Origin of the sequence: Massilia varians, assembly GCF_027923905.1 — a bacterium.
In the GTDB taxonomy this organism is placed as follows: Bacteria; Pseudomonadota; Gammaproteobacteria; order Burkholderiales; family Burkholderiaceae_D; genus Telluria; species Telluria varians_B.
This window is the reverse complement of the sequence record NZ_AP026966.1, coordinates 4,149,752-4,164,740: the sequence shown is the minus strand read 5'-3', so window position 1 is coordinate 4,164,740 and position 14,989 is coordinate 4,149,752. Positions and strand designations below refer to the sequence as shown.

13 protein-coding genes and 1 tRNA gene are annotated in these 14,989 nt (G+C 61.0%); 9 read left to right on the top strand and 5 right to left on the bottom strand.

What is annotated here, in order from left to right; translation table 11 throughout:
• The first annotated feature begins 1 nt into the window (after nt 1).
• The 6 genes from MasN3_RS18785 to MasN3_RS18760 all read left to right on the top strand — a co-directional run bounded on the left by MasN3_RS18785 (nt 2) and on the right by MasN3_RS18760 (nt 5,950).
• Nucleotides 2-1,318, top strand: a complete 1,317-nt coding sequence (locus MasN3_RS18785; protein ID WP_281909235.1) for an adenylosuccinate synthase — start codon at nt 2-4, stop codon at nt 1,316-1,318.
• Between the two features lie 21 nt (nt 1,319-1,339).
• Nucleotides 1,340-1,879: a phosphoribosyltransferase gene (locus MasN3_RS18780; protein ID WP_281909234.1), complete on the top strand. Its 540-nt coding sequence runs from the start codon at nt 1,340-1,342 to the stop codon at nt 1,877-1,879.
• A 277-nt stretch (nt 1,880-2,156) separates the two neighbouring features.
• Nucleotides 2,157-2,642 (top strand): Lrp/AsnC family transcriptional regulator, encoded by a 486-nt coding sequence (locus MasN3_RS18775; RefSeq protein WP_281909233.1) that lies wholly within the window; start codon nt 2,157-2,159, stop codon nt 2,640-2,642.
• Nucleotides 2,643-2,709: 67 nt separating this feature from the next.
• On the top strand, nt 2,710-3,306 hold the full coding sequence (locus MasN3_RS18770) for a MarC family protein (protein WP_281909232.1): 597 nt from the start codon (nt 2,710-2,712) through the stop codon (nt 3,304-3,306).
• A gap of 85 nt (nt 3,307-3,391) precedes the next feature.
• The gene (locus tag MasN3_RS18765) at nt 3,392-5,407 is read left to right on the top strand and encodes a hybrid sensor histidine kinase/response regulator (RefSeq protein WP_281909230.1); all 2,016 of its coding nucleotides are present in this window, start codon (nt 3,392-3,394) and stop codon (nt 5,405-5,407) included.
• Nucleotides 5,408-5,485: 78 nt separating this feature from the next.
• Nucleotides 5,486-5,950 carry an RES family NAD+ phosphorylase gene (locus tag MasN3_RS18760; RefSeq protein WP_281909229.1) on the top strand — a complete coding sequence of 155 codons (465 nt, stop codon included), beginning with the start codon at nt 5,486-5,488 and terminating at the stop codon, nt 5,948-5,950.
• Between the two features lie 12 nt (nt 5,951-5,962).
• Here the strand turns inward: MasN3_RS18760 and MasN3_RS18755 are convergent, their stop codons facing one another.
• A complete protein-coding gene (locus MasN3_RS18755) occupies nt 5,963-6,271 on the bottom strand; it encodes a hypothetical protein (protein ID WP_281909228.1) in 309 nt (102 codons plus the stop codon).
• 131 nt (nt 6,272-6,402) lie between these two features.
• Complete coding sequence (uvrB, locus tag MasN3_RS18750) at nt 6,403-8,499, bottom strand: excinuclease ABC subunit UvrB (protein WP_281909227.1); 2,097 nt, start codon at nt 8,497-8,499, stop codon at nt 6,403-6,405.
• A 104-nt stretch (nt 8,500-8,603) separates the two neighbouring features.
• Between uvrB and MasN3_RS18745 the strand changes: the two genes are divergently transcribed.
• The 3 genes from MasN3_RS18745 (at nt 8,604) to MasN3_RS18735 (ending at nt 11,592) form a co-directional block, all read left to right on the top strand.
• A complete protein-coding gene (locus tag MasN3_RS18745; protein WP_281909226.1) occupies nt 8,604-9,815 on the top strand; it encodes an amino acid aminotransferase in 1,212 nt (403 codons plus the stop codon).
• A gap of 113 nt (nt 9,816-9,928) precedes the next feature.
• Nucleotides 9,929-10,004, top strand: a tRNA-Asn gene (locus tag MasN3_RS18740).
• A gap of 301 nt (nt 10,005-10,305) precedes the next feature.
• The gene (locus MasN3_RS18735) at nt 10,306-11,592 is read left to right on the top strand and encodes a site-specific integrase (protein WP_281909224.1); all 1,287 of its coding nucleotides are present in this window, start codon (nt 10,306-10,308) and stop codon (nt 11,590-11,592) included.
• 262 nt (nt 11,593-11,854) lie between these two features.
• On the opposite strand, the gene MasN3_RS25230 is transcribed toward MasN3_RS18735, so the two are convergent.
• The 3 genes from MasN3_RS25230 to MasN3_RS18720 are packed head-to-tail and all read right to left on the bottom strand — an operon-like array spanning nt 11,855 to nt 14,851.
• A complete protein-coding gene (locus MasN3_RS25230; RefSeq protein WP_307730424.1) occupies nt 11,855-12,661 on the bottom strand; it encodes a c-type cytochrome in 807 nt (268 codons plus the stop codon).
• On the bottom strand, nt 12,661-14,277 hold the full coding sequence (locus MasN3_RS18725; protein ID WP_281909222.1) for a cbb3-type cytochrome c oxidase subunit I: 1,617 nt from the start codon (nt 14,275-14,277) through the stop codon (nt 12,661-12,663). The genes MasN3_RS25230 and MasN3_RS18725 overlap by 1 nt, the downstream gene beginning before the upstream one ends.
• Nucleotides 14,264-14,851, bottom strand: coding sequence for a cytochrome C oxidase subunit II (locus MasN3_RS18720; protein ID WP_281909220.1), 588 nt, complete (start codon nt 14,849-14,851; stop codon nt 14,264-14,266). Before MasN3_RS18720 ends, MasN3_RS18725 begins: the two co-directional genes overlap by 14 nt.
• Nucleotides 14,852-14,989: the final 138 nt, after the last annotated feature.

The window sequence follows — 14,989 nt, the reverse complement described above, 5'->3', positions numbered from 1 at the left end:
GATGTCAAATACTAACGTGGCAAAGAACGTCGTTGTCATCGGCACCCAGTGGGGCGATGAAGGCAAGGGTAAGATCGTCGACTGGCTGACCGACCATGCGGCCGGCGTCGTCCGTTTCCAGGGCGGCCATAACGCGGGTCACACCCTCGTGATCAAGGGCCAGAAGACCGCGCTGCAGCTGATCCCGTCGGGCATCATGCGCGAAGGCGTGGCCTGCTACATCGGCAACGGCGTGGTGGTTTCGGTACCCGACGTGATGCGCGAGATCGACAAGCTGGAGGCCGCCGGCGTCGAAGTGGCTTCGCGCCTGAAGATCTCGGAAGCCTGCCCGGTCATCCTGCCTTACCACGTCGCCATCGACAAGGCGCGCGAAGCCAAGCGCGGCGAGAACAAGATCGGCACCACCGGCAAGGGCATCGGCCCGGCCTACGAAGACAAGGTCGCCCGCCGTGCGATCCGCATCGCCGACATGCTCAACGAAGAGCGCTTCGCCGAGAAGCTGAAAGAGAACCTGGAATACCACAACTTCGTGCTGGTGAACTACCTGGGCGGCGAAGCGATCGACTTCCAGAAGACCTACGACGATGCGATGGCCCTGGTGCCGCGCCTGCGCCCGATGGTGGGCGACGTCTCGTCCGCGCTGTACGCCGCCCACAAGGCCGGCGGCAGCCTCCTGTTCGAAGGCGCGCAAGGCTCGCTGCTCGACGTCGACCACGGCACCTACCCGTTCGTCACCTCGTCGAACTGCGTGGCCGGCAATGCCGCCGCCGGCGCCGGCGTCGGCCCGGGCATGCTGCACTACATCATGGGTATCACCAAGGCGTATACGACCCGCGTGGGTTCGGGCCCGTTCCCGGCCGAACTGCCGACCGACCTTGGGGTGGGTGAGCACCTGTCGCGCGTGGGCCACGAGTTCGGCACTGTGACCGGCCGTGCCCGCCGCTGCGGCTGGTTCGACGCCGCGCTGCTGCGCCGCTCGGTGCAGATCAATGGCGTGTCGGGCATGTGCCTGACCAAGCTGGACGTGCTGGACGGTATCGAGTCGCTCAAGCTGTGCACCGGCTACAAGATCGACGGCCGCGAGGTCGATATCTTCCCGGTCGGCGCCGAGGAAGCCGCGCTGTGCGAGCCGGTCTACGAAGAGATGCCGGGCTGGACCGAGTCCACCGTCGGCGCCAAGTCGATGGACGAGCTGCCGGCCAACGCCCGCGCCTACATCAAGCGCATCGAAGAACTGGTGGGCGTGCCGATCGACATGGTGTCGACCGGCCCGGACCGCGAAGAAACCATCGTGCTGCGCCATCCGTTCGCAGCCTAATAACAATAGGAATAGCCTGAAATGAACACCCCTGCATCGACCGACAAGGACCTCTGGGTTTCGTGGGACCAGTACAACCGCCTGGTCGAGCGCCTCGCGCTGCAAGTGTATGAATCGAACTGGAAGTTCGACATGGTGCTGTGCCTGGCGCGCGGCGGCGTGCGTCCGGGCGACGTGATCTCGCGCATCTTCGACGTGCCGCTGGCGATCCTGTCGACCAGCTCCTACCGCGAAGAAGCCGGCACCAAGCAGGGCAACCTGGACATCGCCAAGTACATGACGATGACCAAGGGCCCGCTGGCCGGCCGCATCCTGCTGGTCGACGACCTGGCCGATTCGGGCGTGACCCTGCAGAAGGTGCGCGAGCACCTGCAGACCAACTACCCGGACGTCTCGGAAGTGCGTTCGGCCGTCATCTGGGTGAAAGGCACCTCGGCCTTCAAGCCGGACTACCACCTGGAAGACCTGCCGCACAATCCGTGGATCCACCAGCCGTTCGAAGACTATGACGGCCTGCGTCCGCACCAGCTGTCGGCGTGGATGAAGAAGTTCGAGGAGTAATCTGGAACGCGCTTTGGAAGAGCAAAGCAAACGGGCAGGAAAGGCGAAAGCCTTTCCTGCCCGTTCTACTTTGTCAGCCGCTCTCGTGAAGCGGCGCCCGCGGCGCGCGATGCAGCTCCGTTCGTGGCGGAGGTTCGGGGCGGCGCGGCATGGTCTCGATGAAGCACCCCTCTATCGTAGTGGCAGGGGGCAAAAAGGTGCTTTCATAGTTTCCCTGTTTTAAGCAGTTTATGGGAGAATATCCTGCATAAACGTAAAACATTAGGAGTTTCTTCTTATGGAAGCCGACAGCAGGCCAAAAAAGGACGTACTCGACGACATCGACCGGAAGATCCTGCGCATCCTGCGCGTCGAAGGCCACATCACCAACCAGAAGCTGGCCGAGCGCGTGCACCTGTCGCCCACGCCCTGCTGGAACCGGGTGCGCGCGCTGGAAGAGCAGGGCTACATCGAGGGCTATGCGGCGATCCTGTCCCAGCGTGCGCTGGGCCTGCCGGACACCGTCATCATCGAAGTCACGCTCGAGCGCCACGACGACGACATGCTGATCCGCTTCGGCGAAGAACTGGCCAGGCTGCCCGAGGTGATGGAGGCCAGCCTCCTGACCGGCGACTACGACTACCTGATCAAGGTGGCCGTGGCCGGTACCGAGGGTTACGAGCGCTTCCTGCGCCAGCGCCTGTACAAGATTCCGGGCATCCGCCACAGCCGCTCGACCTTCGTGCTGCGCACCCTCAAACGTACCCATTCGGTGGAGCCTTGAGCGTGTTACTCTGCTAAGATGCGGCTCGGCCATTTCCGCATGGTTCAACAATAACAAGTAGAAACCGATGACCCAAAGTTTTTTTCAAACCTTCATCCTGCTGATCCTCGTTACTGACCCCTTCGGCAACGTTCCCCTGTTCGCCGCGGCCCTCAAGGACGTCCCGGTCCAGCGCCGTCCCCGCATCGTGGTGCGCGAATGCGCGATCGCCTTTCTGCTCCTGCTGGTCTTCATGTTCTTCGGCCAGCATTTCCTGGCGGCCCTGCACCTGTCGCCGGTGGCGCTGCGCATTGGCGGCGCCGTCATCCTGCTCATCATCGCGATCCGCATGATCTTCCCGCATCCGGATGGCGTGTTGGGGCGCAGCGAAGGGGGCGAGCCCTTCATCGTGCCGCTGGCCATTCCCGCGCTGGCCGGGCCGTCGGCGCTGGCGACCGTGCTGCTGTTCGTTTCCGACAGCTTTTCCGAGACCATGGTGCATGTGGCGGCGCTGGCCGCGGTCGGCGTGGTCTGGCTGGCGGTCTTCCTCAGCGCGGAAAAATTGCAGCAGCGCCTGGGCCCGCAGGTCATGACCGCCTTCGAGCGCCTGATGGGCCTGATCCTGACGGCCATGTCGGTGGAAATGCTGCTGGGCGGCATCCGCGAATTCGTCCAGACCCTATGAGGGCAGCGGTGCGGGGGCATATGCCTTGTTTCTGGCACACTTTTGGCATGACCACCCGCGCGGCCTCATCCGTTCCCAAACAAGCATGAAACCCGAACACGAGACTCCTTCCGAATGGCTGCCCTTCCTCAGCGGGGGAGGGCAGATGGGAGCCATGATGCGGGCGCATGACTGGTCGCATTCGCCGCTCGGCCACCCGCGCGCCTGGCCGCAGGCCCTGCGCACCACGGTCGGCCTGATGCTCAATTCGAAGTTCCCGATGTTCGTGGCCTGGGGCCCGGAACTGGGCTTCCTGTACAACGACTCCTACGCCATCATCCTCGGCGAAAAGCATCCGGCGGCGCTGGGCGCCCGTTTCCACGACATCTGGCGCGAGATCTGGGACGACATCCATCCGCTGATCGTGCGCGCACTCAAGGGCGAATCCACCTACATGGACCGGCTGCCGCTGCGCATGAACCGTTTCGGCTACGACGAGGACACCTGGTTCCGCTTCTCGTATTCGCCGGTGCGCGACGAGGACGGCACCGTGGCCGGCATGTATTGCGCCTGCGTCGAGATGACCGGCGAGGTGCTGGCGGAACGCTACCGCGAACAGGAAAACCAGCGCCTGATGACCCTGTTCGAACAGGCGCCCGGCATCTTCGCCGTGCTGCGCGGCCCGGACCACGTGTTCGAGATCGCCAACGAATCCTACCTGCAGCTGATCGGACGCCGCGAGCTGATCGGCAAGCCGGCGCGCAAGGCGCTGCCAGAGGTCGCGGACCAGGGCTTCTTCGAGCTGCTCGACCAGGTCTACCAGTCAGGCCAGCCTTTCGTCGGCCACGCGGTGCCGGTGCGCGTCCAGCGCGAGGCCAGCGCGCCGCTGGAAGAGCGCTTCGTCGACTTCGTGTACCAGCCGATCCGCGGCCCGAAGGGCGACGTCGAGGGCATCTTCGTGGAAGGCAGCGACGTCACCATGCGCAAGCGCGTGGAAGACGAGCTGCGCGCCGCCAACCGCCAGAAGGACCAGTTCCTGGCGATGCTGGCGCACGAGCTGCGCAACCCGCTGGCGCCGATCACGACGGCTGCCCAGCTCTTGCAACGCGGCAACCTCGACCCGCAGCGCGCGCGCCACGCCAGCGACATCATCGTGCGCCAGGCCGAGCACATGACCGACCTGGTGAACGACCTGCTGGACGTCTCGCGGGTGACGCGCGGCCTGGCCGAGATCGAGAAGGAAAACCTGGACGTGGCGGCGATCGTCCACGGCGCCGTCGAACAGGTGCGCCCGCTGCTGGACCTGAAGCGCCACGAGCTGCGCCTGGAGCTGTGGCAGCAGCCGCTGCACGTGTCAGGCGACCGCACGCGCCTGGTGCAGGTGGTCTCGAACATCCTCAACAACGCCGCCAAGTACACGCCCGCAGGCGGCAGGATCATCCTGCGCGTGAGCAGCGAAGGCGGCGAGGCCGTGATCGCGGTGTGCGACAACGGCCAGGGCATCGAGCCGCAGGTGCTGCCCTACATCTTCGACCTGTTCACGCAGGCCGAGCGCACGCCGGACCGCTCGCAGGGCGGCCTGGGCATCGGCCTGGCGCTGGTGAAAAGCCTGGTGGCGCTGCATGGCGGGCGGGTGGCCGCCCATAGCGAGGGCCCGAACACGGGCAGCGAATTCGTGATCCGCCTGCCGCTGCTGCCGGGTAGCGAGGAACACGAGGCGCAGCCGCCGCGCGAGCAGGCCATGGATGGCGCGGTGCGGGTGCTGGTGGTGGACGACAATGCCGACGCCGCGCAGATGCTGGCCACGCTGCTCGAGGCGCACGGCCACCTGGTGAGCGTCGAGTGCGACGGCACCGGCGGCCTGGCGCGCGCCCTGCGCGAACGGCCCGAGGTCATGCTGCTCGATATCGGCCTGCCCGACATGGATGGTCACGAACTGGCGCGCCGCCTGCGTGCCTCGCCCGATACGGCCAATGCGATGCTGGTCGCGCTGACCGGCTATGGCCAGAGCGAAGACCGCGAACGCGCGCGCCAGGCCGGCTTCGACCGCCACCTGGTCAAGCCGGCGGACCTGTCGGAACTGCTGGGCATCCTGGCCGAGGTGCGCGAGCGGGTCGACTAACAGCCTGTCCCATCCGTGCGCGGTGCGCCTTCCGAGCCGGTGTATCCTGGCTCCGGGACAACAGGGGGACAAGCTTGGATGAGAACCTGGAGAATCGCGGAGGAAGACGTGGCCCTGGACCGCAGCTGCGAAGGCGCGCGCAAGAGTGGCGGCCACTGGCATGAGGAGGGCTGCGCCGCGCTCTACACCGCCATGACGGCGGAGCTGGCGGCACTGGAAAAATTCGTCCACCTTGATGGCGACGAACCCGGCCTGGTGCTGGTGGCGGTGGACTTGCCGGACGACCCGGAGCTGGGCATGATCGTATCGCGCGAGGAGCTGCCGGAAGGCTGGGACGATCTCGACGACGGCGGCAGCGCAACCCGGTTTGGCACTGCCTTCCTGCAGAAGTGCCACCACCTCTACCTGCGGGTGCCGTCGGTGAGCGTGGGGGAGGGCGTGAACCTGGTGATCAATCCGGAGCACCCGGCCTATGCGGACGTGAAGCTGTCGATCGCCAAGTTGTTCAGCTTCGATCCCCGGATGTTCAAGCGGCCGGCGTGACCGGCTCCCGACTCAGAAGCTGCCGATGACGATCGGGGCAAAAACGACGATGAAGACCAGGACACGGATCGCGAAGGTCCCGCTGACCTGCACCGCCGGATGGCGCTTTTCCACGCGCAGCGACCAGACGAAAGCGCCCATGCCGACGACCAGCGCGAAGGCGACCAGGCCGCCGAGCTGGAGCAGACTTTCCCCCACCACGCTCATGCGTTGAGGCGCGGGAGAAACCAGGGCGAGGAAGCGGTAAAAACCGATCGGGACCAGCACGGCTCCCAGCAGCATGAGAGCGTTTGCGACCTTGAGTTTGGTGTGAGGCGTCATGGGCAGCAGTCTACACAGCCGGCGCCGCTGAAAATGCGCGCAATTCCACCTGCCGGTCGTCGAGGAAGCGAAAAAAAACCGTCTCCGCCGAGGCGGAAACGGTTTTCTGAAGGGTGTGCTCCTTTGCCGGCTTACTTGCCCAGCATCGACACCACGTTGTCGGCACCGGGCGCCCCGAAGGCCTGCTGCTTGAGCACATGCAGCTGGTCGCGCACCTGCGCCGCCTTTTCGAACTCGAGGTTCTTGGCGTGGTCGACCATGAGCTTTTCGAGGCGCTTGATCTCCTTGCTGATCTGCTTCTCGCTCATGGCCTCGACCTTGGCCGTGGCGGCGTCGTCGGCGACACCTTCACCCACGGCCTTCTGCGCGGCATTGCTGTAGACGCCGTCGATCATGTCCTTGATCTTCTTGTTCACGCCTTTCGGCACGATGCCGTTTGCCTCGTTGAAGGCGATCTGCTTGGCGCGGCGGCGTTCGGTCTCGTCGATCGCCTTCTTCATCGAATCGGTCATCTGATCCGCGTACAGAATCGCCACGCCGTTCAGGTTACGCGCCGCGCGGCCGATGGTCTGGATCAGGCTGCGCTCGGAACGCAGGAAGCCTTCCTTGTCGGCGTCCAGCACCGCCACCAGCGACACCTCCGGCAAATCGAGGCCCTCGCGCAGCAGGTTGATGCCGACCACCACGTCGAAGGTGCCCAGGCGCAGGTCGCGCAGGATCTCCACGCGCTCCACCGTCTCGATGTCGCTGTGCAGGTAGCGCACCTTGATGCCGTGGTCGCTCAGGTATTCGGTGAGCTGCTCGGCCATGCGCTTGGTCAGCGTGGTCACCAGCACGCGCTCGTCCTTGGCGATGCGGTCGGTGATCTCGCTCATCAGGTCTTCGACCTGCGAGCGCGCCGGCTTGACGATCACTTTCGGGTCGACCAGGCCGGTGGGGCGCACCACCTGCTCGACCACGTTGTCGGCCTTTCCCTTTTCGTACTCGGCCGGCGTGGCCGAAACGAACACCGTCTGGCGCATCTTGCCTTCGAATTCCTGGAACTTCAGCGGCCGGTTGTCCAGCGCCGAAGGCAGGCGGAAGCCGTAGTCGACCAGGTTGACCTTGCGCGAACGGTCGCCGTTGTACATCGCGTTGAGCTGGCCGATCATCACGTGCGACTCGTCCATGAACATCAGCGCGTCCTTCGGCAGGTAGTCGATCAGGGTCGGCGGCGGCTCGCCCGGCATCGAGCCGGACAGGTGGCGCGAGTAGTTCTCGATACCCTTGGTAAAGCCGATCTCGGCCAGCATCTCGAGGTCGAAACGGGTGCGCTGCTCGAGGCGTTGTTCTTCGATCAGCTTGTTCTCGTTGCGGAAGTACTCGAGGCGGTCGCGCAGCTCGGCCTTGATCGATTCCACCGCGCGCAGCACGGTGGAGCGGGGCGTGACGTAGTGCGAGCCCGGGTACACGGTGAAGCGCGGGATCTTCTGGCGCACGCGGCCGGTGAGCGGGTCGAACAGTTGCAAGGACTCGATCTCGTCGTCGAACATCTCGACGCGGATCGCCAGTTCCGCGTGCTCCGCCGGGAAGATGTCGATGGTGTCGCCGCGCACGCGGAAGGAGCCGCGCGAGAAGTCCATCTCGTTGCGCGTGTACTGCATCTGGATCAGGCGCGCGATGATGTCGCGCTGCGCCACTTTATCCTTGTGGCGCAGCGTCAGGATCATCTTGTGGTACTCGTTCGGGTTACCGATACCGTAGATCGCCGACACGGTGGCGACGATGACGACGTCGCGCCGCTCCATCAGCGACTTGGTGCAGGACAGGCGCATCTGCTCGATGTGCTCGTTGATCGACGAGTCCTTTTCGATGAACAGGTCGCGCTGCGGCACATAGGCTTCCGGCTGGTAGTAGTCGTAGTAGGACACGAAATACTCGACCGCGTTCTGCGGGAAGAATTCGCGGAACTCCGCATACAGCTGGGCCGCCAGCGTTTTATTGGGTGCGAAGACGATGGCCGGACGGCCCGCCTGCGCGATCACGTTCGCCATCGTGTAGGTTTTGCCGGAACCGGTCACCCCGAGCAGGGTCTGGTACATCAGGCCGTCATTGATGCCTTCGATCAGGCCCGCGATCGCGGTCGGCTGGTCGCCGGCCGGCGGGAAGGGCTGGTGCAGCTTGAACGGCGATCCGGGATAGGTGATGACGGTCGGTTCGGGGGCATTTGCGATGGATAAATCTGCCATACTTTCAGACCTTTGCTAGAATGGGAGTCCACATGACGCAGTGCAGCACTGGCGTCCATGTTTTTACAACCGCTGCGAACCCACCGACAACTCAGTTTATCACGATGACTTCCACAGCCTCCGCCAGCCTCTTCGGCGCCATCGACATGGCGCCACGCGACCCGATCCTGGGCATTACCGAAGCATTCAACGCCGACACCAACCCGGCCAAGATCAACCTGGGGGTGGGTGTCTACTATGACGACAATGGCAAGGTTCCTTTGCTGCAGTGCGTGCAAAAGGCGGAAGCGAAGCTGATGGAACAGCCGGCGCCGCGTACCTATCTGCCGATCGAAGGACTGGCGGCGTACGACAGGGCCGTGCAAGACCTGGTATTTGGGGCCGACAGCCTTGTTATTCAAGAGAAGCGTGCGATCACCGTGCAAGCTCTGGGCGGCACCGGCGCGCTCAAGCTGGGCGCCGATTTCCTCAAGCGCTTCGCGCCCGACTCAAGCGTCTACATCAGCGACCCGAGCTGGGAAAACCACCGCGCGCTGTTCGAGAGCGCCGGCTTCGCCGTCAACAACTACACCTATTACGACCCGGCCACCCACGGCGTGAATTTCGACGGCATGCTGGCTTCCTTGACGTCCATGCCGCGCGGCTCGATCGTGGTGCTGCACGCCTGCTGCCACAACCCGACCGGCGCCGACCTGAGCCAGGAACAGTGGGGCCAGGTGATCGCGGCCGTGGTCGACAATGGCCTGGTGCCTTTCCTCGACATGGCCTACCAGGGCTTCGGCGCCGGCATCGCGGAAGACGGCGCCGTGGTGCGCCGCTTCGCCGAGACCGGCATTCCGCTCCTGGTGTCGAACTCGTTCTCGAAATCCTTCTCGCTGTACGGCGAGCGCGCCGGCGCGCTGTCGATCGTGGCCACCAGCGCCGAGGAAGCCGCACGCGTGCTGTCGCAACTGAAGCGTGTGATCCGCACCAACTATTCGAACCCGCCGACGCATACGGCCAAGGTGGTGGCGATGGTGCTGTCGACCCCGGAACTGCGCCAGTTGTGGGAAGAGGAGCTGGCCGGCATGCGCGTGCGCATCCGCGAAATGCGCAACCTCATGGTCGAGAAGCTCAAGGAAAAAGCCCCTGGCCACGACTTCGAGTTCGTGCGCGAGCAGGTCGGCATGTTCTCGTACTCGGGCCTGACCAAGGAACAGGTCGGCAAGCTGCGCGAGCAGTCGATCTATGCGGTCGACACCGGCCGCATCTGCGTCGCCGCCCTGAACTCGACCAATCTCGACCGCGTCGTTGACGCGGTGGCGAAAGTTCTTTAAAATCGCGGCTCTTCGGTTGGCGCAGTTTGCTTCCGAAGAGCAGCAAAAGTGGCTGCGCGACACGCGTCGAATTTGACAGGTTGTCACCGCAAACATATAATGCTGTCATCAATTCCCTGATAGCTCAGTCGGTAGAGCGACGGACTGTTAATCCGCAGGTCCCTGGTTCGAGTCCAGGTCGGGGAGCCAGAATAAAGCGTTGAAAACAAAGGCCTTCTTCGGAAGGTCTTTGTCGTTTACGGTCTAATTGGTGGTTTTGATAGCGCAAATGGTAGCGCACGTTTTTCCCGCAAGACACGCTTTCCTGCGGTTTCTTGCGGCCACGTGCGTGTAGGCGCCTCGCGCTAGGGTTGAAAGCGTACTGTGCCGTAGTCGGCATCCGGGTCTTTCAACCTCGTTGTCCCTTAAACAAATAAGGGAAACGACATGAATCATGTATCACTGAACCATACCACGGATGCGCCAACGTGCGCAGCGTCGGGAGGTCTCAATGGCTAAGGGACCTAAACCATTCAAGTATCGCGACAAGTGGCGCGCTACCGTCACGCTATCAAATCGCACCCGTCCGACCAAGGACTTTGAAAAGTACGATGACGCGGTCCAATGGATAGCCGAACAGTTGGCCAATGCGGATTCGCTTTGCGCACCCGAACTGGGCGGACCCACCGTCGCGACACTGGCCGACGCCTTGTTCCATTATGCTGGGCTCTACACCGTCAACAAGGGCGGTGTTGTCAGCGAACTTAATCGCATCAACCACTACCTAGAGGCGGCCGGACGTGCTCCGCTGAAGTCCGTTGCGAATGCGGCCGGGGGCTCTACGTTAATAGAGCGGCCTTTGCGCGAACTGCCCAGCGCCTTCCAACGTCACAACGAGATACGGCGCACAGCTCGGGAGCAAACTTATGCTCGCATTGCTGAGCTGGCCAGCAAGCGCTGCAGCGTCATTTCCACTGCGGACATTCGACGTTTGGTCAGCGATATGAAACAAGACGGGCTGAGCGACAGCACAATTCAGAAGGAGGTCGCGCTCCTCAAGCATTTGTTCAATATGGCGGCCGGCGAGTGGAACTGGAAAGGGTTTGACAATCCTTGCAAAGGCATCAAGCTTGGCAAATCTGAGATGCGGTTCGTGTTTATTTCCACGGAGCAGAGAAAGGCGCTTTGGAACGCGCTCGCAGGATGTGACAACCCTTATTTTTGGCCGCTCGTCGAAATCAGTTTGCAGACAACACTGCGTAGAGCAAGTTTGCTGGCAATGCGTTGGGACCAGGTCGACCTCGACGGTCGCATCGTGACGGTCCCTTCGAAAAGCGGCCAGGTTGCGATTCCTCTCACTGTTCGCGCGGTCACGGTGTTCAGCCAAATGCCGCGGGATGACTCTGGTTACGTTTTTCCGCTTAGCGCTAATGCTGTGGACATGGCATGGGACGGCGTACGCGTGAAGGCCGGCGTGCCGAAACTGCAGTTCAGAGACCTACGACACCTCGCTGCAACTGACTTCGCGCGTCGTGGCTTCAATAGCCATCAACTGAGGAAGGTCCTGGGTCATAAGTCAACATTCATGGCCGATGTCTACGTCAATCTCGTCAATCAGGACGTGCTCGACGTCATGGACCGGACGCAGCACCGTTCACCAGTAGTCCAGTTGCCCCCTCCAGCGACTAGTAGCCCAGTGGATATCACGAGGCAGAAGCGTGCAGACCGTCTTATCCACGCAGTGCGTAGCCAAGTGTCGCGACCGGAACGTAAGAAGGAGGTGAAGCTACAACGATGAGAAAAGCCGCTGTGGAGTGGGATACGAGCACGGCTGGGCAGTAACGTGAAACGGCGACCATCTGATACGGCGCCCTTAAAAAATACACCAAATTTAATCTTACGGACGAACAACAGTATGTGTCAATTGAATGCTCATCAAACTTAAATAAACCGGCTTGGGTCATTTAGTCTCATGAATCTGCTTGGCAACCTGCTGCAGGCGATAACCGAGAGTGAGAGCTACCACACATTGTGTTGTGTTTGGCCCCCTCTACCTCGACTTAGTGGCCTGCGACAGCAGCTTTCCTCGCATAGAACGTCGACACTTCATTAATCTCTTCTGCAGTCATAAGTCGAACTACGTTTCGCATCTGCTGCTGCGGGTCGTTGCGGCGATGACCTTGCTTAAAGGCTTCTAGCTGAAGTATGAGGTACTCTTTTGGCATTCCCTCGAGCCACGGAGCCCCTAGCTTTTGGTCCGTACCGCCATGGCATGAGATGCAGGGAGCGATGTTGCGCATTGGGTCTCCAACACGGACAAGTGCAGGTAAGGACTCATCATATGTGGTCGGCGCCGTACGTGCTTTGGGCAAACTAGCATAATAGGCTCCTAGGTCCGCTATATCCTGGTTGCTGAGCCCTTTGGCGAGAGCAACCATGAGCGTGTGTTGCCTGTGTCCATTTTTGTAGTCGAGCAGTTGCTTTTGCACGACCTCTGGGTATTGTCCAGCCAGGTTCGGAGCGTCAGACCTACTCATGCCCTGCGCGCCGTGGCACATCGTGCAGCTCAACGCAAGCGTTGCGCCTCGGCCAATAGAGACGGATGAGGTCTGGTTTGCCATTGCTGGCACGAGTACTACGTTTGTAGAAACCACAGCCTTCTTCTGATTGCCTTCTTCAATCCATTTGCTGGGTACGCCAGCTGCGCGGCAAATGCTATCCCAGAGTCCCTGAGCTCGGAAGTCAGCTTGGGCTGAGGGCAGCCACCCAAAACCAATAAGTATGGATAACAGCGTAACCACCACAAGGGCACCTACGCTTACCCAAGTCCATCGATTCGACCGAGAAAAGAAGCCGTGTTCTCGCATCATCGTTCTCCAACTGGAATGATTGGTACTGAAGCGTCTGGCATGAGCGCCAGCTGTACGATAGGGTAGCCGTAGTTGACAACCGTAAGAGCAATCATCATGGCAACCCACAGCCCCATCTTGTTGAGTACAGCAGGAGGCTTGGTAGGGTGTACTGGCTTAGCGAATGCAAATTCAGGCAGCGGCGCAGATTGCGGCTTAGCTCGCGCCAAGATGAACAGGAACATGGCTGCAGAGATGACAAGTAGCAGGCCACCGAAGGTCGAGATGGTTACGGTTATCGCTTGTGGCTCCAATGCCGGGTGCGTGTAGTCGTAGTAAGCCATCCTGCGGGGCGCGCCATAGAGGCCAACGAGGTGCCATGGCATCGTAAGAATCATCATGCCGATAAACCAAAGCCACAGCTGCATCCTGATGAGTTTTATAGGTAGAGCGCTGGAGGAGCGTAGTTGAGGCCACAACTCGTACGCCACCATGAAATACATGATTACGATGGCACCACCGAAAATCAGGTGGAAGTGGCCCGTCACCCATTGGGTGTTGTGGATGGATTCGTTGAGCTGATAGCTCATGTTGATGATGCCGCCGGCACCGCCGAAGCCGAGCATGATGAACGCAAAGGTCACAGCGAGCATCATTGGATTATCCCAAGGCAGGGCCTTTACCCAGCCAAACGGACCCCTGCCTCCGCGGAGACGTCCAACTACCTCTGCGGAAGCCACGATGGTGAAGACTGTCAGAAGGGTCGGTATCGACACCATAGCGGTCATCGCCGCGTGCACAAATTTGAAGCCGGCGCCGACTTGCGGGTCAGCGAAGAGATGGTGGATACCGATAGGCATCGAGAAAACCAGGAAGAGGGCGAAAGCGACTCGTCCCATCGTATCGCTGTAGAGCCGGCCGCCGATTGCTCGAGGGAACAGCGTATAGAAGGCGATGTACGCTGGCATGAGCCAGAAGTACACAATGGCGTGTAGCGTCCAAGAGAAGAACACACGAGCCAGGCCAGCGTTGATAGTGTCAGTAAATCCGAGCGACGCCGGGAGGATTAGTACAAGAATTTCAATCGCGGCACCAACCGACGTCCACGCCCACAGGTATGCGCCCGCCACATTACCGTACATGGCCAACGGCACAGTAGCGTCAGGGTTCGCCTTCTTCCAGGTGTACAGATTCACGGACATTAGCGCGACCCAAATCCACGAGCCAACAACCACTAGGACCACGCCCAAGTAGTAGAACGAGCTACCAATCATCGGCGGATAGAAGGTGTACAAGATTGACGACTTGCCTAGTGCAGTTGTCGTTGCGGCCATCACTGTACCAGCGATGACCAGCCAGAAGCCTGCCCACGCCCAGCGCAAGCCGATTAGGGGGCGCTTGAGAGAGAGCTCAGTAATTGCGTAACCAAAGCCCATCGCAACCAAGGTCGGCAAGACGTAGCCCATGACAGTGCCGTGTCCAGTCACAGAGCGATAGTAATACTCAGGATTGTTCACCCAAGGGGATAGTGGACTACGGACATACATCTGCCACTCGCCCAAGAGCACAGCGGCGAAGAAGGCAATGAATGCGACCCAGAAGTGCGCTAACACTAGTCTCTTAGCGAGGTACACAGCTCAACCTTTCTGCCGCTTTTGCTTTGGCGAAGAACTCTTCAGGAGAGATAACTTGAACCTTGGCCCACATGGCTTCATGCCCAGTGCCGCAGTACTCATGGCATGGCATCAGCTGCTCACCCACTTTAGGGAACGAAGTGGTGAAGGTAGATACAAAGCCAGGTATCAGCATGGTGTTTGCATTGGTCTTCCCAACCACAAAGCCATGGATTGCGTCTGTACTTGTACCGCGAAAGGTAACCTTAATCCCTGCTGGAACGACAATGCACTGGGGAGCAAAGGAATACTGCTGCGCAATAAGCCTGACGATGACACGTCCGTCCTTTTCGATGGATGTACCGAGATTGTTCTCGACGAATTCACCTCTCAAATGCAAAGTTTTGACATCAACTGTCTCTACACGTGAGGGCGGCATAGAGGCCCAATGCACGCCGGTGAACACCATCATCGCTATCAGCGACGCAATGATTAGCAGGACAATGATGGCCCAGCGGTGCTCGGCTGCGTTAGCAACAGCTTCGGATACGTGATGTTTATCACCATGCGGGTCGACCGGTTTTGATGGCGTCATTGCACTGTGCCTCGAGGTAGATAAACGACGAAGTAGAAGACGAAGAACATTGCTACCACTATGGCAGTTGCAACTCCAGCTACCGCAAAGGCGCCCGAGGGGCCACGGCTAACAATCTCATCGATTCTCTTCTCTAGC